This window comes from Chitinophaga sp. 22308 (assembly GCF_052045305.1).
GTDB classification, from domain to species: Bacteria; Bacteroidota; Bacteroidia; order Chitinophagales; family Chitinophagaceae; genus Chitinophaga; species Chitinophaga varians_A.
Window position 1 is genome coordinate 345,336 of record NZ_JBQEOP010000001.1, and the last position, 24,481, is coordinate 369,816.

24 protein-coding genes are annotated in these 24,481 nt (G+C 50.0%); 18 read left to right on the forward strand and 6 right to left on the reverse strand.

Annotation, left to right across the window (positions count from 1 at the left end; genetic code table 11):
- Positions 1–1,122, forward strand: coding sequence for a hypothetical protein (locus ACTJJS_RS01410; protein WP_440662126.1), 1,122 nt, complete (start codon positions 1–3; stop codon positions 1,120–1,122).
- 195 nt (positions 1,123–1,317) lie between these two features.
- On the opposite strand, the gene ACTJJS_RS01415 is transcribed toward ACTJJS_RS01410, so the two are convergent.
- Both ACTJJS_RS01415 and ACTJJS_RS01420 read right to left on the reverse strand, forming a co-directional pair.
- Entirely contained in the window at positions 1,318–1,890 is a 573-nt protein-coding gene (locus tag ACTJJS_RS01415) for an NADPH-dependent FMN reductase (RefSeq protein WP_343745213.1), read from the reverse strand.
- A 17-nt stretch (positions 1,891–1,907) separates the two neighbouring features.
- Entirely contained in the window at positions 1,908–3,386 is a 1,479-nt protein-coding gene (locus tag ACTJJS_RS01420; RefSeq protein ID WP_247654828.1) for a hypothetical protein, read from the reverse strand.
- A 229-nt stretch (positions 3,387–3,615) separates the two neighbouring features.
- On the opposite strand from ACTJJS_RS01420, the gene leuC reads away from it, so the two are divergent.
- The 6 genes from leuC to ACTJJS_RS01450 all read left to right on the forward strand — a co-directional run bounded on the left by leuC (position 3,616) and on the right by ACTJJS_RS01450 (position 9,537).
- A complete protein-coding gene (gene leuC, locus ACTJJS_RS01425) occupies positions 3,616–5,013 on the forward strand; it encodes a 3-isopropylmalate dehydratase large subunit (protein ID WP_168869648.1) in 1,398 nt (465 codons plus the stop codon).
- A 21-nt stretch (positions 5,014–5,034) separates the two neighbouring features.
- Positions 5,035–5,784 (forward strand): class I SAM-dependent methyltransferase, encoded by a 750-nt coding sequence (locus ACTJJS_RS01430; RefSeq protein WP_440662127.1) that lies wholly within the window; start codon positions 5,035–5,037, stop codon positions 5,782–5,784.
- A gap of 14 nt (positions 5,785–5,798) precedes the next feature.
- Positions 5,799–6,398: a 3-isopropylmalate dehydratase small subunit gene (gene leuD, locus ACTJJS_RS01435; RefSeq protein WP_343745211.1), complete on the forward strand. Its 600-nt coding sequence runs from the start codon at positions 5,799–5,801 to the stop codon at positions 6,396–6,398.
- 39 nt (positions 6,399–6,437) lie between these two features.
- Positions 6,438–7,517 (forward strand): 3-isopropylmalate dehydrogenase, encoded by a 1,080-nt coding sequence (leuB, locus tag ACTJJS_RS01440; protein ID WP_168869645.1) that lies wholly within the window; start codon positions 6,438–6,440, stop codon positions 7,515–7,517.
- Positions 7,518–7,544: 27 nt separating this feature from the next.
- Positions 7,545–9,050, forward strand: coding sequence for a 2-isopropylmalate synthase (locus ACTJJS_RS01445; protein ID WP_343745209.1), 1,506 nt, complete (start codon positions 7,545–7,547; stop codon positions 9,048–9,050).
- A 124-nt stretch (positions 9,051–9,174) separates the two neighbouring features.
- Positions 9,175–9,537, forward strand: coding sequence for a hypothetical protein (locus ACTJJS_RS01450; protein ID WP_440662128.1), 363 nt, complete (start codon positions 9,175–9,177; stop codon positions 9,535–9,537).
- A gap of 70 nt (positions 9,538–9,607) precedes the next feature.
- Here ACTJJS_RS01450 and ACTJJS_RS01455 read toward each other — a convergent pair whose 3' ends face one another.
- Positions 9,608–10,285 carry a M15 family metallopeptidase gene (locus tag ACTJJS_RS01455; protein WP_440662129.1) on the reverse strand — a complete coding sequence of 226 codons (678 nt, stop codon included), beginning with the start codon at positions 10,283–10,285 and terminating at the stop codon, positions 9,608–9,610.
- A 145-nt stretch (positions 10,286–10,430) separates the two neighbouring features.
- Here ACTJJS_RS01455 and ACTJJS_RS01460 point away from each other — a divergent pair, with 145 nt between their 5' ends.
- The 11 genes from ACTJJS_RS01460 (at position 10,431) to ACTJJS_RS01510 (ending at position 19,588) form a co-directional block, all read left to right on the forward strand.
- Positions 10,431–11,213, forward strand: a complete 783-nt coding sequence (locus ACTJJS_RS01460) for an SDR family NAD(P)-dependent oxidoreductase (protein ID WP_247654827.1) — start codon at positions 10,431–10,433, stop codon at positions 11,211–11,213.
- Positions 11,214–11,288: 75 nt separating this feature from the next.
- Positions 11,289–12,044 (forward strand): hypothetical protein, encoded by a 756-nt coding sequence (locus ACTJJS_RS01465; protein WP_440662130.1) that lies wholly within the window; start codon positions 11,289–11,291, stop codon positions 12,042–12,044.
- Between the two features lie 24 nt (positions 12,045–12,068).
- Positions 12,069–12,920: a fumarylacetoacetate hydrolase family protein gene (locus tag ACTJJS_RS01470; protein ID WP_440662131.1), complete on the forward strand. Its 852-nt coding sequence runs from the start codon at positions 12,069–12,071 to the stop codon at positions 12,918–12,920.
- A gap of 6 nt (positions 12,921–12,926) precedes the next feature.
- Complete coding sequence (locus ACTJJS_RS01475; RefSeq protein WP_168869639.1) at positions 12,927–13,256, forward strand: L-rhamnose mutarotase; 330 nt, start codon at positions 12,927–12,929, stop codon at positions 13,254–13,256.
- Positions 13,257–13,365: 109 nt separating this feature from the next.
- A complete protein-coding gene (locus ACTJJS_RS01480; protein ID WP_440662132.1) occupies positions 13,366–14,193 on the forward strand; it encodes an amidohydrolase family protein in 828 nt (275 codons plus the stop codon).
- Positions 14,194–14,216: 23 nt separating this feature from the next.
- A complete protein-coding gene (locus ACTJJS_RS01485) occupies positions 14,217–14,999 on the forward strand; it encodes an SDR family oxidoreductase (protein WP_168869637.1) in 783 nt (260 codons plus the stop codon).
- 57 nt (positions 15,000–15,056) lie between these two features.
- Positions 15,057–16,295, forward strand: coding sequence for a sugar MFS transporter (locus ACTJJS_RS01490; RefSeq protein ID WP_168869636.1), 1,239 nt, complete (start codon positions 15,057–15,059; stop codon positions 16,293–16,295).
- Between the two features lie 62 nt (positions 16,296–16,357).
- Complete coding sequence (locus ACTJJS_RS01495; protein WP_168869635.1) at positions 16,358–17,134, forward strand: MbnP family protein; 777 nt, start codon at positions 16,358–16,360, stop codon at positions 17,132–17,134.
- An 8-nt stretch (positions 17,135–17,142) separates the two neighbouring features.
- The gene (locus ACTJJS_RS01500) at positions 17,143–18,207 is read left to right on the forward strand and encodes a cytochrome-c peroxidase (protein WP_440662133.1); all 1,065 of its coding nucleotides are present in this window, start codon (positions 17,143–17,145) and stop codon (positions 18,205–18,207) included.
- Positions 18,208–18,276: 69 nt separating this feature from the next.
- Positions 18,277–18,582, forward strand: coding sequence for an ArsR/SmtB family transcription factor (locus ACTJJS_RS01505; RefSeq protein ID WP_343745204.1), 306 nt, complete (start codon positions 18,277–18,279; stop codon positions 18,580–18,582).
- 43 nt (positions 18,583–18,625) lie between these two features.
- Positions 18,626–19,588 (forward strand): zinc-binding dehydrogenase, encoded by a 963-nt coding sequence (locus ACTJJS_RS01510; protein ID WP_440662134.1) that lies wholly within the window; start codon positions 18,626–18,628, stop codon positions 19,586–19,588.
- Between the two features lie 66 nt (positions 19,589–19,654).
- On the opposite strand, the gene ACTJJS_RS01515 is transcribed toward ACTJJS_RS01510, so the two are convergent.
- The 3 genes from ACTJJS_RS01515 to glmS are packed head-to-tail and all read right to left on the reverse strand — an operon-like array spanning position 19,655 to position 24,266.
- The gene (locus tag ACTJJS_RS01515; RefSeq protein WP_168869631.1) at positions 19,655–20,227 is read right to left on the reverse strand and encodes a DNA-3-methyladenine glycosylase I; all 573 of its coding nucleotides are present in this window, start codon (positions 20,225–20,227) and stop codon (positions 19,655–19,657) included.
- Positions 20,215–22,416: a DUF4954 family protein gene (locus ACTJJS_RS01520; RefSeq protein ID WP_440662135.1), complete on the reverse strand. Its 2,202-nt coding sequence runs from the start codon at positions 22,414–22,416 to the stop codon at positions 20,215–20,217. The genes ACTJJS_RS01515 and ACTJJS_RS01520 overlap by 13 nt, the downstream gene beginning before the upstream one ends.
- A gap of 14 nt (positions 22,417–22,430) precedes the next feature.
- Positions 22,431–24,266 (reverse strand): glutamine--fructose-6-phosphate transaminase (isomerizing), encoded by a 1,836-nt coding sequence (gene glmS / locus ACTJJS_RS01525; protein ID WP_440662136.1) that lies wholly within the window; start codon positions 24,264–24,266, stop codon positions 22,431–22,433.
- Between the last annotated feature and the right edge of the window lie 215 nt (positions 24,267–24,481).

A 24,481-nucleotide genomic window follows, 5' to 3' on the forward strand; every position in this document is an offset into this window, starting at 1 on the left:
ATGCGTTCAGTTACGGCCATCCTGCAAAAAATATTCACTGCCCGGTTCTATATACAGAACACGGGCTTCTTCCTCGTACTGTTCTATCTCATGTTCGGCGTGGTGGACAGCGGCAGCCTGCTCAATTATCACAAAGGGCTCATGATGGGCTTCCTGGAAGGCACTTCGTTTCTGCTGATCGTACTGGGACTGTGGGCGCTTTACTGCCTCAAATGTGTAGGCTTCGTGATGAAAGTAATGCAAACCCAGGGCTACGAATTCCTGTACCCCGCCATGGGCAGCATGAACAAAAACAGCCGCCTCCGCGAATGGTTCCTCATTCATAACGCCATCTACCTGCCGGTATGGATCTATGGCGGAATAGCGATGGCCGTGGGCATCCGGCACCACTACTACGGTCCTTCCATTGTCATCCTGGTATTTAATGTGATCATGGGCCTCTGGCCACTGGCGCTGTACGACAGGAAACTGTTCCGGCCGGATACCTTCTTTTTTACCGGTTATCTGCAACGCTGGATCAACCGCCGTTTTACAAAGCCGCCGGTGCTGTATTTCCTGTATGAACTGTTTACACAGTTTCCCCGCCGCATACTCACGGCCAAACTGGTATCTGCGCTGATGTTATGGCTTACTTTTTTCCTCATGCAACAAGGCGATTACTTCGATCTGCGCGGCCTCCAGCTGGGCGTCATGTTAAGCGTGCTGCTGCATCTTCAGCTGCTCACACATCACCGCGCCTTCGATGATACGTGGCTCAATTTCATGGAAAACCTGCCTGTCAGCACCTTCCGTCATTATGTCCGCATGGCGGCCATCTACCTGATCATGTGGATACCTGAAATGGTGATGATCACGGTCAACGCCTATACGAAAACAACGGCCTTGTCACTGCTTATGGTTTTCTGCCTGGCGCTTTCCCTGCTGATGTTTTTCCGCTCGCTCCTGTATTTTCCGAAGATAAATAACGAACTGCACGTACGTTATGTACTGCTCACCTGTTTTGTAGTGCTGTTTATGGTGCTCGGACATTACGAATGGCTTGCTATCCTGGTGCTACAGGTGCTTTCAGCGATTGTGTTCTTTAGCAAATACCGGCAGTACGAACCATATATAGAGCCGTAAAATTTATCTTCCAAAACAACCAAATGTATTAAAAGCAAAGCGGGCTGACCGATAAGGTCAGCCCGCTTTGTATTTTAGTGTAAACGGCTATTTTTTATTGCAAAAAATCATTCCCTTTTTAGGCGCACTTGCCAGCATTAAGGACTATGATCTTTATACGGCAATTAGGCATTCACCTAATTGTGGCCCAGGGCTTCAGCCCTGGGCGCCGCGGGGAAAACGATCACTCAGTGTTGCCAGCGATTCCAGCATCAGTGGTAATTGTTTGCGGATAAATTCATCTGTCAGGTTGCCTGATTCGTCGAACTTATGCTGCGCATTGGCAATCATGATTTCCGGTTTGTTCACCACATGGGCGTTGAGGAACACCATTACCTGCCGCAGATGGTACTGCATACGGGCGGTGCCTACGTTGCCCTGGCTGGCGCCCAGGATAGCCACGGCTTTTTCGTTGAAAGGTTTGTCAGGATGCCTGGAGAGCACGTCTATTACGTTTTTCAGGCCACCGGGAACGGAGTAGTTATATTCCGGTGAAACAAAAATAACGCCGTCAGAGGCTTGTATTTTCTCTGCCAGCGGCACTACCTGTTCCAGCAGTTCCGTATGTACGTCGGCGTTATACATAGGGATGTGGTCATAAAACACCTGCTCAATGGTGATGTGCGACGGTGCCAGCATTTGCATGGCTTTGAGAGCCATCTCGTTGTAGGACCCTTTTCTGAGACTGCCACAGAAGGCAATAAAATGATACTTTTTTTCGACAGACATGGTACTGCTTTAAATGATTAAATTCTTCTTTCTTTATTGATGAATTTCCGGTGAATGACTTCCTGCACAGGGATGTTCTCGATCTTGCTTTCGAGCCACGAGATAATGTCCAGGTAGAGGAAGGACCGGCGTTCGTAAGGGTCTTCGGAGATCTGTTCCAGCCTGTCTTTCAGGTCCACAAAGGCGCTGCGCAGCTCTTTGGGGTTGGCGTAAATATAACGGCGGAGGAACTTCATGATCGCTTCCATCACCAGTCCAAGGTCTTTGTGTTTGGAGATGAAGTGGTAAACGGATTTGATGAGATATTCCACCAGACTGTAATTTTCCAGTTCGTAGTGTGCAATGAGATGCAGTATACGGGCAAAACACTGAATATCGGCGCGCAGGTTGCCGATCTTCAGGTTGATGATTTTGTTGAGATAAAAAATCGCTTTGCTGTTATCGCCGCTACCGAAATAGAGGCAGGCGATTTTGTAATAAAACACCAGCACCCGGTGCTGGTCTATCTTTAGGGTGTGGTTGCTGATTTCAGACTCCAGCTCGGGCACCATGGCCAAACCCTGGCTGAATGTGCCTTCCAGGAAATAGCGGTTGATCTTGGCGGTGTACAGGTATACGAACGCCGAAGTGCGCGTGTTTTCGTGGAAACTTTCTTCATTGGCCCGGATGAATGTTTCCAGGTCGCACAAGGCTGATTTGAATTTCTCGAAATTGGACGTATAAAAATGGGCGGTCAGCAGGTTGTGCTGTGCCTTGATGTACAGGTCCATATCGGTTTGTTGCAGCCTGGGGTATTGTTTGAACAAGTCTACCCATTTCTGGGTGTACCGGTAGTACATCACAAAGTCCTGTAAGATATAATAGTACCAGCAGGATGCCTGGTACAGGTATATTTTTTCATAGAAGCTCATCTGCGAAGCGTCGCGCTGTGGCAGCTGGCCTTCAAAAAATGATTTCACCATGTCGGCGTCCCGCTCGTTGCGGGCATGGCCCAGCTTCAGGTACAGGCCGTACATGCGGAGGGAGAGGGTGCTCAGCCGGCTGATATGAGTGAGCTGATGCTCTATCTGCCGGGATTCGGAACTGAGGGCTTCTGCCCGGTTCTCGAGGCTGCGGGTGATATGCCGTGATTCAATCAGCTTTTCAAACTCCACAATTTCGTAGCTCATCATCACCTCTTCCTGCTCCAGGGCCATCGTTTTGGCTTTGGCCAGCACTTTAAGGCTCTGGTTGTACAGTCCTTTATTATACAGCACCCGGGCATGGTCCAGCTGTTCCCGCAGGTCTATCAGCGGGTCTTTCTGTTTATACAGCTGCCGCAGGCTCGAAAGGAGATGTTTGTACAGGTGTGCCTTTACGTTGGACAACTGCTGTTTTTTCAGGTCCGGCACTTTCTTCAGTATCTGCTCCTCGTCGTAGTCCTTCATTTTGTCCAGCGTATTGAACAATTGAATGAACAATACGTCGTCTTTGGTATTATTCTTATTAAATGCCAACTGAAAATTCCGCTTTTCGGCTTTAGTTAGCGTTTTTATTAATATGAATAAAGCATCACTTTGGCTGTTGGGCATCGTTAATAAATTCTTATAAGTAATTGATATGCAATCATTTGATGTATATCAACCTATTTTAAAAGTTGTAATTATAGCAAATTTAGCGATATGGCAATTAAATATTGCCCATTAGATTTGAAGGTATAAACAATTTAAAAGGAAAGCATTAAGGATGGGAAAAACGTTATTTGATAAGATCTGGGACAGCCATATCGTGATGAGTAAGCCGGAACATCCGGACGCTGTGTATATCAATACTCACTTTATCCATGAAGTAACGAGCCCGCAGGCATTCGACGGCCTTCGCAAACGTGGCATCCCGGTATTCCGCCCACAGAAGACCAGGGCCACCGCAGACCACAACGTACCTACGCTGGACCAGCACCTGCCGATCAAGGAGGCCCTGAGCCGCCACCAGGTGGAGATGCTCACCAAAAACACAGCGGAATTCGGGGTGGAGCTGTATGGTCTCGGCCATCCCTATCAGGGTATTGTACACGTGATCGGTCCGGAGCTGGGCATCACCCTGCCAGGCATGACCATCGTGTGTGGCGACAGCCATACCAGCACCCACGGTGCCTTTGGCGCCGTAGCTTTCGGTATCGGCACCTCCGAAGTGGAACAGGTACTGGCCACCCAGTGTATCCTGCAATACAAGCCTAAACGCATGAAAATAGAGGTGAACGGCTCCTTGAAAAAAGGCGTGCTGTCTAAAGACATCATCCTCTACATCATCTCTAAAATATCCGCTTCCGGCGCTACCGGCTACTTCGTGGAATATGCCGGCGACGCTATCCGCAACCTCAGCATGGAAGCCCGTATGACCATCTGTAACATGAGCATCGAAATGGGCGCCCGCGGCGGCCTCATCGCTCCGGATGATATTACGTTCGACTATATCAAAGGACGTCAGTTCGCGCCACAGGGCGCCGACTGGGACAAAGCGCTCGCTTACTGGAAAACACTCTATTCCGATAACGACGCCCAGTTCGATAAAGTGCTCACCTTCGACGCTGCAGACATCGAACCTCAGATCACCTACGGCACCAACCCCGGCATGGGCATGGGCGTTACCCAGCATATCCCGGCACTGGACCAGGTGGAAGAAAAAGAAAGACCTTCTTTCAAAAAATCACTAGAATACATGGACCTGGAACCAGGCAGCGCGCTGCTCGGCAAAAAAATAGACTATGTGTTTATCGGTAGCTGCACCAACTCCCGTATCGAAGACCTCCGTTTGGTGGCCGACTATGTGAAAGGCAAACGCAAAGCCGATGATGTGGTGGTATGGATCGTGCCCGGCTCTAAACAGGTGGAGGCACAGGCCAAAGAAGAAGGTATCGACAAAGTGTTTGCAGCAGCTGGTTTCCAGCTCCGTGAACCGGGATGCTCCGCCTGCCTCGCCATGAACGAAGACAAAGTGCCTGCCGGCATGTATTGCATCTCTACGTCCAACCGCAACTTCGAAGGTCGCCAGGGCCCTAACGCCCGCACCTTCCTGGCCAGCCCGCTTACCGCTGCCGCTGCTGCTCTCACAGGCCGCGTGACAGACGTCAGAGACAATTTCTAACTATCAAAATTGCTAAACAATATGATTTGGGACGCCGACTTATATAAAACAAAACACGCCTTCGTGTTTGAATATGGCAACAGCCTGATCGGTGACTGGTTGCAACCACAGGCCGGGGAAACTGTCCTTGACCTGGGCTGCGGTACCGGAGAACTCACCGCTCAACTGGGGGCCACCGGCGCCCTGGTCACCGGTATCGATGCTTCGCCCGAAATGATTGCCACCGCAAGGCAGTCATTCCCGGAAGTGGCCTTTGAAGTGGGCGACGCTACCAATTTCTCGCTGCCGCAACAGTTTGATGCTGTTTTCTCCAACGCCACCCTGCACTGGGTACGGGAAAAAGAAAAGGCCATCAACCGGATGTACACGCATCTGAAGAAAGGTGGCCGCCTGGTCATCGAAATGGGAGGCAAAGGAAATGTGGACAGCATCCTGCGCACACTCGACAGGGTGATGCAGGCCAAAGGCTACCACTACGCGCCTTTCTGGTATTTTCCTTCTCCCGGCGAATACGCTACCCTGCTGGAAAACGCCGGCTTCCGCGTGGAAAGGGTCCATTTCTTTGACCGTCCCACCAAACTGGCCGATCCTGAAAAAGGCATCATCGACTGGCTCGAGATGTTCGGCAATCACTTCTTTGCCGGCGTCCCGGAAAATGATAAACAGGCTATCCTGCAACAGGTGCAGCAGGAGCTGGGCCCGCAGGTGACCCGCGACGGACAGCTCTATGCAGATTATGTGAGACTGCGCGTAGCCGCTACAAAAATCTAAATGACATTATTACTATGAGCAAAATATTTCAACATCTTGTTTCATCTGCGGTACCTGTACCCATTGAAAATATTGATACAGACCAGATCATCCCGGCCCGCTTCCTGAAAGCTACCACCCGCGAAGGTTTTGGTGAAAACCTGTTCCGTGACTGGCGTTTCGATGCCAACAATCAGCCTAAAGCTGATTTTGTGCTCAACAATCCCCTGTACAGTGGTAAAATCCTGGTAGCCGGTAAGAACTTCGGCTGCGGCTCCTCCCGTGAGCACGCGGCATGGGCCATCGGCGACTACGGTTTTAAAGTGGTGGTGAGCAGCTTCTTCGCGGATATCTTCAAGAACAATGCGCTCAATAATTTCATCCTGCCGGTACAGGTCAGCGAAACCTTCCTCGACAAGGTGTTCAAAGCCATCGAAGCAGATCCGAAAGCGGAGCTGGAAGTAGATTTGGAAAACCAGTTTATCCGTATCGTGGCCAGCGGCGAACAGGAAAGCTTCGATATCAATGCTTACAAAAAAACATGTCTGCGTAATGGTTACGATGATATCGACTATCTCCTGAGCCTCCGTCAGGACATCGAAAAATACGAAGGCACACGGGCATTTAATTTCTAACAATCACTAAAACAACAACATAAAAAAGCAATATCCTGTATGGGCGTAGAGAAGAAAATACTGGTAATACCCGGCGACGGCATAGGCCAGGAGGTAACCACCTGGGGACAGAAAGTACTGACTGCAATAGCTGCCAACTATCACCACCAATTCACGTTTGAAGAAGGTATCATGGGCCACGTGGCCATCGAAGCTACCGGCGACCCGCTGCCTGAAGAAACGCTGCAGAAGGCTAAAAACAGCGATGCTATCCTGTTTGGCGCCATAGGCCACGCCAAATATGACAACGATCCCACACTGAAGGTAAGACCAGAGCAGGGGCTGTTGAAAATCCGCAAGGAACTGGGCCTGTACGCTAACCTACGCCCTATCAAACTGTTTGATGAACTGCTGGAAGCTTCCAGCATCAAACCGGAAATTCTCCGCGGCTCAGATATCCTCTTCTTCCGCGAGCTCACCGGTGACGTGTACTTCGGCGAAAAGAAAAGAACAGAAGACCGCAACACCGCTTCCGATCTGATGATCTATCATCGTTATGAAGTGGAGCGCATCGCACGTAAAGCATACGAGGCTGCCCGCTCCCGCCGCAAAAAACTCTGCTCAGTGGACAAAGCCAACGTACTCGAGGCCAGCCGCCTGTGGAGAGAAGTGATGCAGGAAGTAGCAAAAGAATATCCCGACGTGGAAACAGAACATATGTTCATTGACAACGCCGCCATGCAGCTGATCAAAGACCCGAAACGTTTTGACGTGGTGGTAACAGGTAACCTCTTCGGTGATATCCTCACAGACGAGGCTTCCCAGATCGCCGGTTCTATGGGTATGCTGGCTTCTGCATCTGTAGGAGACACCGTAGGTTTCTATGAGCCTATCCACGGTTCTGCACATGATATCGCCGGTAAAGGCATCGCCAACCCGCTGGCGTCCATCCTGTCTGCCGCCCTTATGCTGGACATTTCCTTCGGCCTCAAAACCGAATCACAACGCGTGATCAAAGCAGTGGAAGCTACGCTCCGCCAGGGCTACAGGACCATGGACATCGCCAACAAACATACCGAGAACGAATTCATCATGGGCACAGATGCCATGGGCGCCAAAGTGCTGGAAAACCTGAACTAATTTCTTCATCGAAAATATTACACTATCATGGATAAAAATCGTGTATACGTCTTTGATACCACCCTGCGTGATGGCGAACAGGTCCCTGGTTGCCAGCTGACTACCGTCGAAAAAATTATTGTAGCTAAAAAACTCGAAGCGCTAGGTGTAGATATCATTGAAGCCGGCTTCCCTATCTCCAGCCCCGGTGATTTCCAGAGCGTGGTGGAAATATCCAAAGCAGTAACAGAGCCTGTTATCTGCGCCCTCACCCGTGCCAATACCACCGATATAGATGCTGCTGCGGAAGCCCTCCGTTTCGCTAAACGCAAGCGTATCCATACCGGTATCGGTTCTTCGGATATCCATATCAAACATAAATTCAACAGCACCCGCGAACAGATCGTGGAACGCGCGGTGGCCGCCGTAAAATACGCCCGCAAATTCACTGACGATGTAGAGTTTTTTGCGGAAGATGCCGGTCGCGCAGATAACGCATTTCTCGCACAGATGATCGAAGCGGTGATCGCTGCCGGTGCCACCACCGTCAACATCCCCGACACCAACGGCTACTGCCTGCCCGACCAGTATGGCGCTAAAATCAAATACCTGACAGAACACGTCTCCAATATTGATAAAGCCATTATCTCCGTTCACTGCCACAACGACCTCGGTCTGGCCACTGCCAACACCATCGCCGGTGTTATGAACGGTGCCCGCCAGGTGGAATGTACGATCAACGGTATCGGTGAACGCGCCGGTAACACTTCCCTCGAAGAAGTGGCCATGATCCTGAAAACACACCACGGACTGGGTTATCATACCAATATCAACTCTAAAGGCATTTACGAAATCAGCACGCTGGTAGAGAAAATGATGCGTATGCCGGTACAGGCCAACAAGGCTATCGTAGGCCGCAACGCTTTCGCGCACAGCTCCGGTATCCACCAGGATGGTGTGCTGAAACACCGCGAGAACTACGAAATCCTCAACCCGGAAGACGTGGGCATCAACTCCAACGCCATTATCCTCACCGCTCGCAGCGGCCGCCATGCCCTCAAGCATCACCTCGAGCGCCTCGGCTACAAAATGGATAAAATCAACCTCGACGAAGTGTACCAACGTTTCCTCGAAATGGCCGACAACAAAAAGGAAATCAACGACGCCGACCTGCTGCAGCTGATGGGCGATGGCGACAGCAAAAACTATGGCGACAAAGCCATTAAAGTGACCCTGTTACAAGTAGTATGCGGTGATCCGCTGCGCCCGATGGCTACCGTGAAACTGCGCATCAACGGGGAAGACCGCGAAGCCAGTGCTGCCGGTAATGGCCCGGTAAACGCCACTATCAACGCTATCCACGCCATCATTAAAGATGATATCGAACTGGATGAATTCAGCATCCAGGCCATGCATGGCGGCAGCGAAGATGTAAGTAAAGTAAATATGCGTGTGAAACACAACGGCCAGTCCTTCTACGGTTTCGGTTACTCTACCGATATCGTGAATGCCTCTGTGCATGCCTATGTAGACGCGCTTAATAAGATATACTAACTATTGCCAACAGAACGTATAACGGAGTTGCGGTGAACAACCGGCAACTCCGTTTTTTTTGTGTAGCATGGTTTTTGTTGACTGCGTTCACACAAATCAACTAGAGTCATTTAAACTACACAGTATGAAATTTAACCATGTCTTGTTGGGCATTGTATGCCTTGCTGCGGCTGCGTGTCACAAAACCACCTGCACATCGGAGAACTATCCTCCGATAAAAGCTTCCCGCGTAGAAGGGACCGCTGACAGTATCCGGTTTAACCTGAGCTATTATACCTCCCGTTGTGAGCGTTTTTCCGGGTTTAAAGAATTTGATTCCGCCGGTGTTCATGTGGTGTACATCAAAAGTTTCTTCGAGTCATGCGATTGTACAGACACGCTTCAAAGAACAGAACTGCCATTTGCCGTTAAAACGCCGGGCCCCGGCACCCACTACTACAAATGGGGACCATACAATGGCGCTATTGATACCGTTGTGATACACTAGAAAGATATCGGACATAAAAAAGGAGTTGCGGGTCAGTTACCGCAACTCCTTTTTTCTTGCTGTACATATCTTAAAACAAAATATCCATCAGCGGATATTTTTTATAGTCCGGGAGATAATAATGCCACCATTCCGTGCGGGAGCCTTTAAAACCGTGTTGTTTCATGGTGTCGCGCAGCAGTTTGCGGTTAGCCGTTACTGTTGGATCGGAGGGGACGTAGTTCTCATGCGCTTTTTGAGTGAAATCATCGAAGTCCGTAGGCATGGCCACGGGCTTCCCTGTTTTAAGGTCGGCCATGGACAGGTCTATCGCTACGCCGCGGTTATGTCCTGACCCCTTGCGCGGATCGGCGGCATAGAGGTCGTTGGGCACAATTTTAAACATCTCCTCGGTAACCCGGTAGGGGCGGTAGGCATCGTATATCAGGAGGGTATATCCTTTTTTGTTCAGCGCTGACTGTACGGCTTTCAGCTTCTCGGCCGCAGGCCGGCGCAGGAAGATCTTTGTGTGGGTATATAATCGCTGATGGGTGAAGTTATTGGTGGTGGCATACCGCACATCTTTGCGGATATGGGGGATGAACGTCTCCAGGTCCACCAGCTGCTGACTGCTGTCCTTTTTTACCAGTTGGGCATACTGTTCAGTGCTGCCTACTATCAGCAGGCCGTATTTATTGGGTTTGATCTGCTGTGCGCCGGCATATTGTAAAAGGCTCCCTAACAGGGCTGTCAACATCAGTTTTCTCATGGGCTTAAATAATAAAAAGTCGTTCATTTGCTCCGGAAATTATTGAATTTTGCGAAAATTAGGCAAGAAAGTATGAAATACAGTGAAAATACAATTGTAAATCGCTTGGTAAAATAGGTATTTTAGAACCCTTAAATTTTTTAATATGGAGCTGTTCAGATTAGATCACAAAGTGGCGGTTATCACCGGTGGTGGTAGCGGCATAGGACAGGCGATCGCAAAAAGCTTTGGCGCCCAGGGTGCAAGGGTGCATATTATCGAGCTGAATGAAGAAGGGGGCCGGAGCACGGCAGAAGAAATCAGGGCGGCAGGCGGACAGGCGGAAGTACATGCCTGCAACGTGGCCGACCAGGCAGCGGTGATCAACGTGATGGACAGCATTGTGCAGCAGGCCGGTAAACTGGACATCCTGGTAAACTGTGCCGGCATTGCGCATGTGGGCAATCTGGAAAATACCGCCGAAACGGATTTCGACCGCGTATACCAGGTAAATGTGAAAGGCACCTATAACTGTATGTACGCAGTTATTAAACAAATGAAAGCACAGGGCGGCGGCGTGATCCTTAATATCGCCTCCATAGCTTCCAGCGTGGGCATTCCGGACAGGTTCGCCTATTCCATGAGCAAAGGCGCGGTACTCACCATGACACTGTCTGCTGCCAAAGATTACCTCGGGAGCAATATCCGTTGCAACTGTATCTCTCCGGCAAGGGTACACACGCCATTCGTGGATGGCTTCATCGCTAAAAACTATCCCGGCAAAGAAGCCGAAATGTTTGAGAAACTGAGCAAAACCCAGCCTATAGGCCGTATGGCCAAGCCGGTGGAAGTAGGGCACCTGGCCCTCTACCTCTGCTCCGACGAGGCTGGTTTCATTACCGGATGCGACTACCCGATTGACGGCGGTTTTATCAGGTTAAATAATTAATAGATTGAATGTGATGAATATTGCTGAAGGTTATTATCTTTCAATCTATTCATTCATCAATCATTAATAACGATTATGCAACATTTTCGTGTATGGCTGGCAGGGCTGGCAGTATTGGCCTTTACCGCCTGTAATTCGGGGACCGGAAAAAAGAACAACGGCACCGATACGGCTGCCGCACTGGTGCCTGCTACTCCGGCAGGTTCAGTGGAAGTGGCTATTACCGGCAAGGATAAAGACACCCAGCAGATCACCATTAAGTTTCAGATAAAAGATCTGAAAAAAGAAAAATCATTTGAACAGGCCGTCCTGAAAGACGCGCCCGATGCGGAACTGTTTAAAGTCCTGTGGGACGAGCCCAACAGCGCCTACATCGGCGTACTGAAGCCTAATCATGCGGTAAGGTATTACCATGCCAGCCAGGATGATAAAGGAGACCTGAAGATACTGTGGGCCACTGCCCCGCCGAAACGTATCTGGGAATACATGGAAAACACCATGGGCCTGGGTAAAGTGTCTGCTTCCGCTGAACTGAGTAAAAAGTACAGCAAAAATATGCAGTCAGGCATGATCATCGCCGACTTCATTGTAGAAATCAGACCGGACAACACACCCGACAGCGTAGAGCTGTACGTGGAATTCGGCGGCGTACGCAAAAGCATGTACATCGGCATCCCTGCAGGCTACCAGCCTACCATCCAGCAAACATCAGATGCTGACCATGTGTACTTCTCACTGGTAAAAGACGGCAAAGCGGAACCATTCATCGACCTGAAAGTGGAAAACGGCCACTTACAGGTAAAAACACTGAAAGAAATCAAAAAAGACTAAAGGATAACAATAAAAAATATTGAAATGAAACTGATCAGGTTTGGTTTACCGGGACAAGAAAAGCCGGGCATTGTTACAGCAGCAGGCATGTTTGACGTCAGCGCTTTTGGTGAAGATTTTGGCGAGCAGTTCCTGGCTTCCAACGGCCTCGAACGCCTGTCCCAATGGTGGGAACAAAACAGCGCTTCCTGTCCGCAGGTGCCTGCCGGCACCCGTTTGGGCGCGCCGTTCCAACGGCCTTCCAAAATCGTGTGCATCGGTCTGAACTACGCTGACCACGCCCGCGAGACCAATGCGCCGATCCCGACAGAACCAATCGTGTTCTTTAAAAGCACTACCGCACTGGTAGGCCCCAACGACGACCTGGTGATTCCGCGCAACAGCGAAAAAACCGACTGGGAAGTGGAGCTGGCCGTGGTAATCGGTAAAAAAGCCTCCTATGTGGAAGAAAAAGACGCGATGGACTATGTGGCCGGCTACTGCCTGCACAACGACTATAGCGAGCGCGCCTTCCAGCTGGAAAGAAACGGTCAGTGGGTGAAAGGAAAAAGCTGCGACACCTTCGCTCCGATGGGCCCCTGGCTGGCTACCAAAGATGAAATCAAAGACGTGAACAGTCTGCGTTTATGGCTTACCGTTAACGGCCAGAAAATGCAGGACGGCAACACTTCCAACTTCATCTTTAATGTAGCGTACGTAGTGTCTTACCTGAGCCAGTTCATGACACTGCTCCCCGGCGATGTGATCTCCACCGGTACACCGGCAGGCGTAGGTCTCGGCATGAACCCGCAGGTTTACCTGAAACCAGGTGACGTAGTGGAACTGGGCATCGATGGCCTGGGCACTTCCAAACAATCAGTAGTGGCCTATAAATAACCGCATATGAAACGTTATTGCCTGGCACTGGACCTGGTCAACGAACCGCAGCTGATAGCCGAATATGAAGACTATCACCGCAACGTATGGCCGGAAATCAAAAAAAGCATTACCGACAGCGGCATCCAAAACATGGAAATATACCGTGCCGGCAACCGCTTGTTTATGATCATGGAAGTGAACGATACTTTCTCTTTTGACACCAAAGGCGCCATGGACGCTGCCAATCCTAAAGTACAGGAATGGGAACAGCTCATGTGGAAATACCAGCAGGCATTGCCGGTAGCGAAGCCCGGAGAGAAATGGATCATCATGGATAAGATTTTCTCACTGTAATATTTTGTTATTCAGGAATTTGATCATTTGGATTTTCCTGAATGATCAGGTTCCTGAATAACTAAACAGCTCAATAAATAACCAAGTAACAAAATATCTAAATAATCAAATGGTTATTGACGCACATCAGCATTTCTGGCAGTATGATCCCGTCCGCGACGCCTGGATAGACGATTCCATGCAGGTCATTCGGAGGGACTTTTTCCCGGAACACCTGGAACCGATACTGGCTTCCAATGGTGTACACGGCTGTGTGGCAGTCCAGGCCGACCAGTCGGAAAACGAAACCGCTTTCCTGCTGGACCTGGCAGATAAACATCCGTTCATCAAAGGTGTGGTAGGCTGGACAGACCTGCGCAGTCCGGATGTACGGGAACGGCTGGCCGCTTATACCGCCCATCCCAAACTGAAAGGTTTCCGGCATATTGTGCAGGGAGAGCCTGATAGCAATTTCCTGCTTGGAGAGGCTTTCTGCAACGGCATCGCCGCGTTGGCTGAATTCGGTTTCACCTACGACATACTCGTATATCCGAAACAGTTAGCCGCCACAGCTGCTTTCGTGGAAAAATTCCCGGACCACCGCTTCGTGATCGATCACGTGGCGAAGCCGGATTTCAAAACCGGCGCGCTGGACGAATGGGCCGCCTATATGCGTCGCATCGCCAAGGCGCCCAATGTATACTGTAAGCTCAGCGGACTGGTAACTGAGGCCGACTGGCAGCACTGGCAACAGGAACACTTCGAACCGTTCCTCGACGTGGTGCTGGAATGCTTCGGTCCCAACCGGCTCATGTTTGGCTCCGACTGGCCCGTTTGCCTGCTGGCAGCGGAATACGCCCAGGTGAAAAACATCATTGTCAGCTACATTGGCAAACTGTCAACAGCAGAACAAAACAACATAATGGGAGGCAACGCCATCTCATTTTATCATCTATAAAAAACAAGTACAACACCACGCATATGGATTTAGGATTACAGGGAAAAGTGATTATTGTTACCGGCGGTGCCAAAGGTATTGGAGAAGGTATTGCAAAACTGGTAGCAGCTGAAGGAGGCATTGTCGTAATTGCCGGCAGAAATGAAGCAGATAACAGCAAAACCGTCAACGAGATCATCGGGGCGGGTGGTCAGGCTTATGGTATCCGGGCCGAGCTGTCTAACGTGGACGACTGCCGCAAAGTGATCGCTGAAACCATAGAAAAATACGGGAAAATTGACGGCCTGGTGAACAACGCCGGCGCTAATGACGGTGTAGGACTGGAAAGCGGTAGTCCGGAACGTTTTATGCAATCGCTGCAGAACAACCTGTCCCACTACTACAACCTGGCCCATTTTGCGCTGCCATACCTCAAAACCACCAAAGGCAATATTGTGAATATCGGCTCCAAAGTAGCTACTACCGGTCAGGGCAACACCTCCGGTTATGCAGCTTCCAAAGGCGCCATCAATGCGCTTACCCGTGAATGGGCAGTAGAGCTGCTGCCATATTCTGTGCGTGTCAATACGGTCATCCCGGCCGAAGTATGGACACCGCTGTACGAAACCTGGATCAATTCTTTGCCCAATCCAAAGGAAAAACTGGCTTCCATCACCGCCAAAATTCCTTTTGAGCACAGAATGACCACCTCCGAAGAGATCGCCAACACCACCGTGTTCCTGCTGTCTCCCCGTTCATCACATACAACCGGACAGATATTATTCGTAGACGGAGGTTATACACACCTCGACAGGTCCATCAGCTGAGCATTTGCCGACTAAACTGATACATTACACTTTTACCTGAAAACAAAACTCTTCGTTATGGCCGGAGGCGCAGTAAGTAATTCCACCTATACCAGCAGCCCCTCGAGCGGGAAACAGGCTGGCAACTACCTTTTCCCGTTTATACTGGTGACCAGTCTTTTCTTTTTATGGGGCCTCGCATACGGCCTGCTGGACGTGCTGAACAAACACTTCCAGGAAGTGCTGAACATTACGCCTAAACGCTCTACGCTGTTACAGGGCGCTTACTTCGGCGCTTACTTTATCATGGCTTTACCGGCCGGCATGTTCATGAACAGGTTTGGCTATAAGAAAGGCATTATTATGGGACTGCTGCTGTATGCAGCGGGCGCCTTCCTTTTCTATCCGTCAGCCCGTGCACTTAATTTTGATTTCTTCCTGCTGTCACTGTTTATTCTTGCTTGCGGGCTGGCCTGCCTGGAAACGGCTGCTAATCCATATGTGACTGTACTGGGACCAAAAGAATCTTCCGAGCAGCGATTGAACCTGTCGCAGTGTTTCAATGGGCTGGGTTCCTTCCTGGGCCCGGTGATCGGCGGCGCGCTCTTTTTTGGCAGCGGAAAAGATGATCTGACCACCGTACAGCTTACCTATATTGTGATTGGCGTAGTTGTGCTGATGATCGCTGGTTTCTTCTACCGTACCAAACTGCCGGAAATCAAAGAGGCCGAGGCGGAAGGAGAAGCGGTATTAAAAGATGAAAGGCCCCTGTTTGCCCATAAACATTTTGTAGGCGGCGTGGTGGCGCAGTTCTTTTATGTGGCGGCACAAGTGGGCGTAGGCGCTTTGTTTATCAATTATGCCACCGAATACTGGCAGGGAACGTCCAACGAAAAAGCGGCCTATCTGCTGTCTGCTGGCATGGTGTTGTTCCTGGCTGGCCGTTTCGTAGGCACTGCTCTGATGCGTAAAATCGCTCCCAACAAACTGCTGGCAATTTATGCGTTTGTCAACGTGCTGCTATGCGCCTTTGTGATGACAGGCAGCGGCGCAGCTTCCGTATATGCGCTGATAGCAGTATTTTTCTTCATGTCTATCATGTTCCCGACCATCTTCGCTCTGGGAGTAAAAGATCTGGGAAAACATACTAAAAAAGGTGCTTCTTTTATCGTGATGTCTATCGTGGGCGGGGCATCTGTTCCTTACCTGATGGGCGTGGTGACAGAAAAGTATTCTACCGCCATTTCCTATGGTATCCCAATGCTTTGTTTCGTAGTAGTGTTCTACTATGGCTGGCGGGGATACAAGAGAAGCTAGGGCCTTTTTAATCCTTTAATCCGCAAAATCATCGTATCTTCCTGATCACAAAAAGGAATACCATGATCTTGCGGATTTTTACTTCCTATATCTTCCGTTGTGTCCTGATATGCCTGCCTGTCCTATGGCTCTGCGGATGCGCAAAAAAAGATAAACCCTCTGACCCGCCACCGGTATTCTATACCCGGTTGTCGCTGGACATCTCCCATGAAATGAATGGCAGCCCGCTGGTCAGGAATACCAGCACTTATTCCAATCCTTTAGGAGAGAAGTTCATTATCACCAAATTCCGTTATTACCTCAGCAATTTCGCACTGGTGGATGACGCCGGGAAAACCGTCCCGCTGGCATCGGCCTACTTCCTGATAGATGACGCGGTGGACTCCACCAAACGCCTGGTGCTTGATAGTGTGCCGGTGGGCAATTTTACGGCGGTCCGTTTCCTGATAGGAGTAGACAGCGCCCGTAATAACAGCGGCGTACAGTCCGGTGCTTTAGCCCCGGAAAACGGTATGTTCTGGACCTGGAACAGCGGTTACATCATGGCCAAAATGGAAGGCACCTCCGATGCCGCAACAACGCCCATGCAGGGATTCGAGTGGCATGTGGGCGGATTCAAAGAGCCTTATAACGTACTGCGAACGGTGCAACTGCCGTTAAGCTTCAGGGTGATACCGTTCATGGCCGCCATACCGCATTTTAGCATGGTGGCCAGTGTAGATAAATGGTTCACGCCCAACGAGGCCAGCTTCGCCAAGACTGCGATTATCATGGGCCCGGGCGCTGCGGCAGTTAACATCGCCAACAATTATCAACAGATGTTCTCTATTAAAAACTGATACCGCGCATGCGTCATAAAGCGTTATATATCGCTGCTGCCTTCGGGACACTGCTCCTCTTCGCCCATGCCTGTAAAAAGGAAAATAAGGGCGGAACAGGTGGTTTCCGGACAGACCCGCTGACGCTGTCCCTGCCACCGGGGTTCCCTGAGCCGGTATACAATTTCTCCAACAACCCGCTGACCAAACAGGGCGTAGCCTTGGGACGCTTTATTTTTTACGATTACCGTCTCTCCAAAGACAGCACCGTGTCCTGTGGATTTTGCCATCAGCAGTTCGCCGCCTTCGGACATTTTGACCACGCACTGAGCCACGGCGTAGGCGGACAACAAGGCACCCGTTCGGTGCCGGTGCTTTTCAACATGATCTGGCAGAAAGCGTTTATGTGGGACGGCGGGGTAAACAACCTGGAAATACAACCACTGACGCCGCTCACCGATCACAAGGAAATGGGCGTGGACCTGCAGGAGCTGTTGAAAAAAATGCAGGGCGATCCGAAGTACCGGCAACAATTCAGCGCCGCCTTCGGTACAGAGGAAGTCACCAGTGAACGGATGTTCAAAGCCATTACACAGTTTGTTGGCACTATGATTTCCGGTAACTCCCGGTATGACAGCATCGTCCGCAAGGTGCCGGGAGCAGCCTTTTCACCCGACGAAGCCGCCGGTTATACACTGTACCAGCAGAAGTGCGCGGCCTGTCATAAAGAGCCGCTGTTCACGGACCTCAGCTATCGCAGCAACGGCCTGCCTTACCTCCCCGCACTCAACGATGTGGGCCGCATGAAGATCACCGGAAATACCGCGGATTATCTCAAGTTTAAAGTGCCCTCCCTGCGGAATATCCTGAAAAGCTCTCCCTATATGCACGACGGACGCTACTTCGATATCTTCCAGGTATTCGACTTCTACGATCATGGCGTAAAGGACACCGTTACCACCGACGCCCTGGTACGGAAAGGCCTTTCGCTGACTGACCAGCAAAAGCGCCAGCTGTACCTGTTCCTGAATACCCTCACCGACTATACGCTGATCAACAATAAAGACCTCTCCGAAGTATTGATAGCGCCATAAAACAGGGCAATCATCAAGGCCTTGAAATTTAAATTTCGGGATTTCGGAAAATCCCGATATGTTTGTGCCATGGAATTAATGTTGGTTTTAAAGGCGCTCAGTAATGAAACAAGGGTAAACATACTCATTTGGCTCAAGCAGCCTCGTCTCCACTTTCCTGCTGAAGAATTACTGGACTACGATGAAAATCTGGGCGTTTGTGTAAGCGACATTACCCAAAAGGCCGGTTTGTCTCCATCCACAACATCAGACTACCTGAGCTTACTGCAAAAATGCGGACTTATTGAAGCTACCCGCGTAGGCCAGTGGACATACTACAAACGTAATGAGGCAGCGATGGACACACTGAAAAAATTAATCCAGAAGACATTCTGATTTTTTTATTTAAACATTTCGAAATTTAGCGAAATATCGAATTATGAAAGCAATTGTAATCAACAATTATGGGGGACCGGAAGTCCTGCAGTTAAAGGAAATAACCACTCCTTCCATAACAGATCATTCCCAGGTGCTGGTGAAGGTAAGGGCTACCTCGGTCAACCCGCTCGATTACCAGGTAAGGAGAGGGGATTACGCCTCACTCTTCGATTTGCCCATTATAACCGGTCACGATATTGCAGGCGACGTGGTAGCCGTAGGTAAAGCCGTGAAAACATGGCGGCCCGGGGACAAAGTCTATTACTCCCCACGTTTTGGTGGCCCCGGCAGTTATGCTGAGTATCATCTCACAGATGAATCCTCGTTGTCGGGAATGCCGGCTAATCTTAGCTATGAAGAAGCTGCTGCTGTTCCGCTTATCGGCGGAACGGTATGGGAAATGCTGGTGGTACGGGCTAAACTAAAAAAAGGGGATACTATTCTCATTCCCGGCGGTGCCGGTGGCATTGGAACGCTGGCCATACAGGTGGCCAAATCACTGGGGGCATTTGTGTATACGACCGGGCAAGGTATTTTACAGGAGCAACTGCTGCAGCTTGGAGCGGACGTGGTCATCGACCATCATAAAAAAAACTACATTGAAGAGATACAGGCTTATACCAAAGGAAAAGGAGTGGACGTGATAATCGATACAGTAGGAGGCCACACGCTCTCAAACGGTCCACATGCCCTGGCCAGCTATGGCAGCATTGTAACGCTGGTGGATATTGCCCTGCCGCAAAACCTTATCCACGCCTGGGAGAAAAATGCCACCTATCATTTTGTTTTTACCAGGCAAAGCAGGGACGAGCTTCATCATATTACGGGCTTAATTGAAGCCGGACAGGTAAAGCCGGTAATAGACAGTGTGTATCCGATTGAAGATGTTAAGAGCGCTCATCAAAGAATGGAAGACGCAAAGCGGGACAGGCCTCTGTTGGGTAAAATTGTACTGTCATTATAAACAGTCTGTATGCAGAAAGAGGGTGCCTTTGGGGGCACCCTCTTTCACAATGTGTTCTACGGAAGTTTATCCCTTTGATCTTTTATAGCAGTCTGCTATATGATCATTCACCATGCCTGTGGCCTGCATATAGGCGTAACAGATAGTAGACCCTACGAACTTGAACCCGCGTTTCAGCAGGTCCTTGCTCATAGCGTCGGAGATGGCGGTTTTAGCCGGTACTTCCTGTAGTGATTTAAAATTATTGACAATGGGTTTGTGATTGACAAAAGACCAGATATACTTGTCGAAAGTGCCGAATTCCTTTTGCACGGCCAGGAAGGCTTTGGCATTGGTAACCACGGCGTTGACCTTCAGTTTGTTGCGGATGATCCCTTCGTTTTCCAGCAGTTTGGAGATTTTTTTATCATCGTACCTGGCTATTTTTTTCGCATCCCAGTTATCAAAAGCTTTGCGGTAGTTTTCTCTTTTGGTCAGCACAGTATACCAGCTAAGGCCGGCTTGTGCGCCTTCGAGGCAAAGCATTTCAAACAGGTGCTGATCGTCATGATTGGGCGTTCCCCATTCATGGTCATGATAGTCTTTATACAATTGATCTTTGAGGCTCCAGCCGCATCTGGTTTTTTCTACAGTTCCCATTCATTGATGATTTTTCTGACCCGGTTTTTATATTCGCCCAGTTCATTCAATGTCTCGTTGATGAAGGCATTGTCTTCGAGGCTGCCTACCACTACGTTCATCTCGCTGGCGTTTTCGTAGGCCAGTTGGCGGAAAGGGTTTTTATAATCTTTTTCCCTTGAATGGCGGATGTTGTGTGCTATCCATTCCATCGTACGGGTTGAGTCTTCCAGCCATTCTGCGAGTAATGCAGGGGTAAAGTTTTTCAAAGGTACTTCTTTTATTTCCAGCATGCTGGCAACGGCGTGCTGTAGTTTATCGGAAGCATATTCTTTACCAATCTCGATGTACTGTTCGTGCAGCTGCGGCCAGCTGGCGATTTTGTTTTTCCGGATTTTTTGTTTGAGCAGGTTGACAGTTTCCGCTTTCATCAATTGTCCGCCGATGTTGTGCCATTCGCCGCGTTTGGCTGTTTTGACGGCGGCCTGCAAAGCGAGGAATGACGGTTTGTTGGCGGCAATGATATTTTTCATGCCATAGAAAACGATCAGTTCGCGGAAGAGGGCGTAGGCTTTGTGTACTTTCAGCAGCTGCACCTGGCGGGAGCTGTTTTCCATACCGCCGGCCAGTACCGTCAAACGGGCAACTTCCTCGGGTTGCTGCAGTAACAGCTCTTTCCCTCTTTTACGTAGGTCCTTATCCGTTAGTTCCTTTTTAGGCGTGTTCTCTGGCAGTGCGTACCAGGCCTTGCCCACGGCAGCTTCCATGATGGCCAGCCCCTGGAACATTTCTTCTACAGAGTCAGGTGCGAGGTAATCGTATTCTATCAGCTGGGTTTTATCGGTGCGTTTGTCGCGGTCCACATACTTCCAGGAATTGCGGGCAATGGCGTACATGTTGTGCATAAACCAATAGCCGGGCATGATCTTCAGCCGGTTGTCATGCTCATCGTTCAGCACCAGGCAGAAAGGGATATTGATATGCAGTTCAGACATATAATTGCCCTTGGAGATGAGCGTGAAGCTGGCGAATTTGGAATTGTGTTTCAGGCTTACGCACAGCCCCGGCCAGAACCCTCTGCCGGCGATTATTTCACCGTCAGCGCCGCGGGAGTTGTGGTTAGACCCGATGGTGGCGCCGGCGGCCATATTGCTTTGGCCCATGACAAGCGCGGCACAGAGGAACGAGTTGTTATGATGTTGTTCATGTGCGGGAAATATCAGGGAGTTGAGCACTTCGCAGCAGGAGATGGTCGCATTATTGCCGAGGTATGAGTTGATCAGGCGGGCGCCGTATTTCAGTTGTGAATGGGAGGCCATCACAAAACGCACGGCTTTTACACCGTAGAACACGCGGCAGCCATAGCCGATGATGCCATTCACCAGTTCGCACCCTTCCCCGATCTGGGAAGCAGCTTCGCTGTTACTGTTGATGGTAAGGTTTTTCAGCTTGTTGGCGCCTTTAAGGTAGGCATCGGTACCGATGGTCACGTCTTTAATGATCTTACAGTTTTTGATCACGCAACGATCGCCTACCATGCCATAGTAACCGCGGCGTTTATCGAACTGTTTTTCGGTGAAGGCCTTGAACTGTTGTTGCAGCTGCTGGTCGTCACGGGAGCGTGTCCAGAGGTAGGCGTCGCCGGGCAGCATGCCGTCGAAGGGCATCACGCTGCGACCGCCGTTTTCGTTGCAGAGCTCCAGTTGTATACGGCCGCTCTCTGATTCACCTTCTTTTAAAATGCCGTTCCCAAACTTGGCATAGTCGGTAGTGGCCATCTCGTTGACATTGGCAACAATTACTTCGTTGCCCAGGATATAATGAGAGAGGTAATTGACATTATGTACCACCACGTTGTCACCGAAGTCGCAGGCGCAGATGGTGCTGTTGTACAGTCCTACCGGCAGCCGGAGGTTATGGAACTCGAGGTAATATGGTTCCAGTTTACCGATGCGCACCATGCCAAAGAAATGGCAGTGCTGCACCAGCTGCGGATTAAATTCGTTGGACACAAAAATATTGTTCCAGTCGTCTGAACTGTTATCATTGCGCACGAGGGATTCCACCTCATGCGCCAGCAATCTTCTGTATTCGCCCTGCCGGCTCCATTGTTCATTACGCAGGTAGTATTCGTCTTTTCCCTTGGGTAGCGGGGACTCAATAAAATTGTACCCCAGTTCGGATAGTGGTTTCTTTTTGATATTGTTCATGGATAAGATCTAAGTTATTCAACAGTCACACTCTTCGCCAGGTTTCTCGGTTTGTCTACGTCAAACCCTTTCATGACGCCGATGTGATAGGCGAGCAGTTGCAGGGGGATAACGGAGACAATAGGTGCAACGAGTTCATCTGCTGAAGGTACAAAAATAACGTCATCAGCCATGGGCGGAATGATGTGGTCGCCTTCCGTCACAACCGCTATCACTTTACCTTTGCGGGCTTTAATTTCCTGTATGTTGGATACGATCTTTTCGTAGTAGCTGTCTTTGGTGGCCACGATCACCACAGGCAGGTTTTCGTCTACCAGTGCAATAGGGCCATGTTTCATTTCCGCAGCGGGATAACCTTCCGCATGGATGTAGGATATTTCTTTCAGTTTGAGCGCGCCTTCGAGTGCTACCGGGAAATTGTAACCACGGCCCAGATAGAGAAAGTCGCGGGCATCCTTGTATTTGGCGGCGATCTGCTGTACCTGGTCGTCCAGTTTCAGGGCGGTCGCTACTTTTTCAGGGACCTGGTCCAGTTCATCGAGCAGATGCTGGAAACGCTGCGGGGTAACGGAACCTTTCTCTGCGGCTATTTTCAGGCCTACGAGGCACAGTACCGCCAGTTGCGCCGTGAAGGCTTTGGTGCTGGCCACGCCGATTTCAGGGCCTGCGTGCGTATAGGCGCCGGCGTGAGACAGGCGGGCGATGGAGGAGCCCACTACGTTACATACGCCGAGGATAATGGCGCCTTTTTCTTTAGCCGCTTCAATGGCCACCAGCGTATCAGCTGTTTCGCCGGACTGGGAGATGGCGATGATCACGTCACCGGGGCCTACTACCGGGTTGCGGTAGCGGAACTCAGAGGCATATTCCACTTCCACGGGGATGCGGCATAACTCTTCGATCATATATTCCGCTACAAGGCCGGCATGCCAGGAGGTGCCGCAGGCAACGATGATGATACGTTTGGCGTTGCTCAGTGTTTCAGCATATTCACGGATGCCGCCCATGGTGAGGGTGCCTTTTTTCGCATCGAGACGGCCGCGTAAACTGTCAAAGATAGTTTGCGGCTGCTCAAATATTTCTTTCAGCATGAAGTGGGCAAAGCCGCCTTTCTCAATGGCTGCCAGCTCAATGTCCAGCTTTTGTATATAAGGTGTTTGTCTTTCGTTGGAGATATTTTTGAGGATCAGCTCATCAGCTTTAATGATGGCAATTTCATAATCGTTGACATATACTACCTCTTTGGTGTATTCCACGATGGGGGAGGCGTCCGAGGCGAGAAAATGTTCGCCTTTGCCTACGCCGATCACCAGCGGACTGCCTTTGCGTGCAGCTATCAGCGTGTCCGGGTTATCTTCGTCGATCAGTACGATCACATAAGCGCCTACTACTCTTTTCAGGGCTATGCGCAGCGCTTCTTCCAGGGGGCACTGGTTCTGCTTTTTGATTTCCTCGATAAAGTGCAGCAGTACTTCTGTATCGGTATCGCTCTGGAAAACATGGCCCTGTTTGACCAGTTCCTGTTTCAGTTGTACATAGTTCTCGATGATGCCGTTATGTACCATTGACAGTTTGCCGTCACTGGAAACGTGGGGGTGCGCGTTGCGGTCACAGGGCTCGCCATGCGTCGCCCACCGGGTATGCCCGATGGCGATGGAGCTACGCATGTCGTAGCTGGACGCATACTCTTCCAGCGCAGCAACTTTATCTTTCTTTTTGTATACCCGCAGTCCGCCATTGATGATGGCTACGCCAGCACTGTCGTAACCGCGGTATTCCAGTCTTTTAAGGCCTTTCAATACTACCGGGTATGCTTCTCTATGCCCGATGTAAGCTACAATTCCACACATGTGTTTAAGAGTGTTTTTTAATGAGGGTGTTCATGCAATATCGCATTAATTGTTAAAATAACATCAGTTGATGTTAATAAAATATAATATAAGATATGGTTTATACGCGTGCGTTTTTCACATAACGTGCATTCCCGCAAAATGAAAATAAAATGAAAAAAGGGAATATTGTGCGCGATTAACCGAATGTTAATATCCGGACCATCGTTCACTAT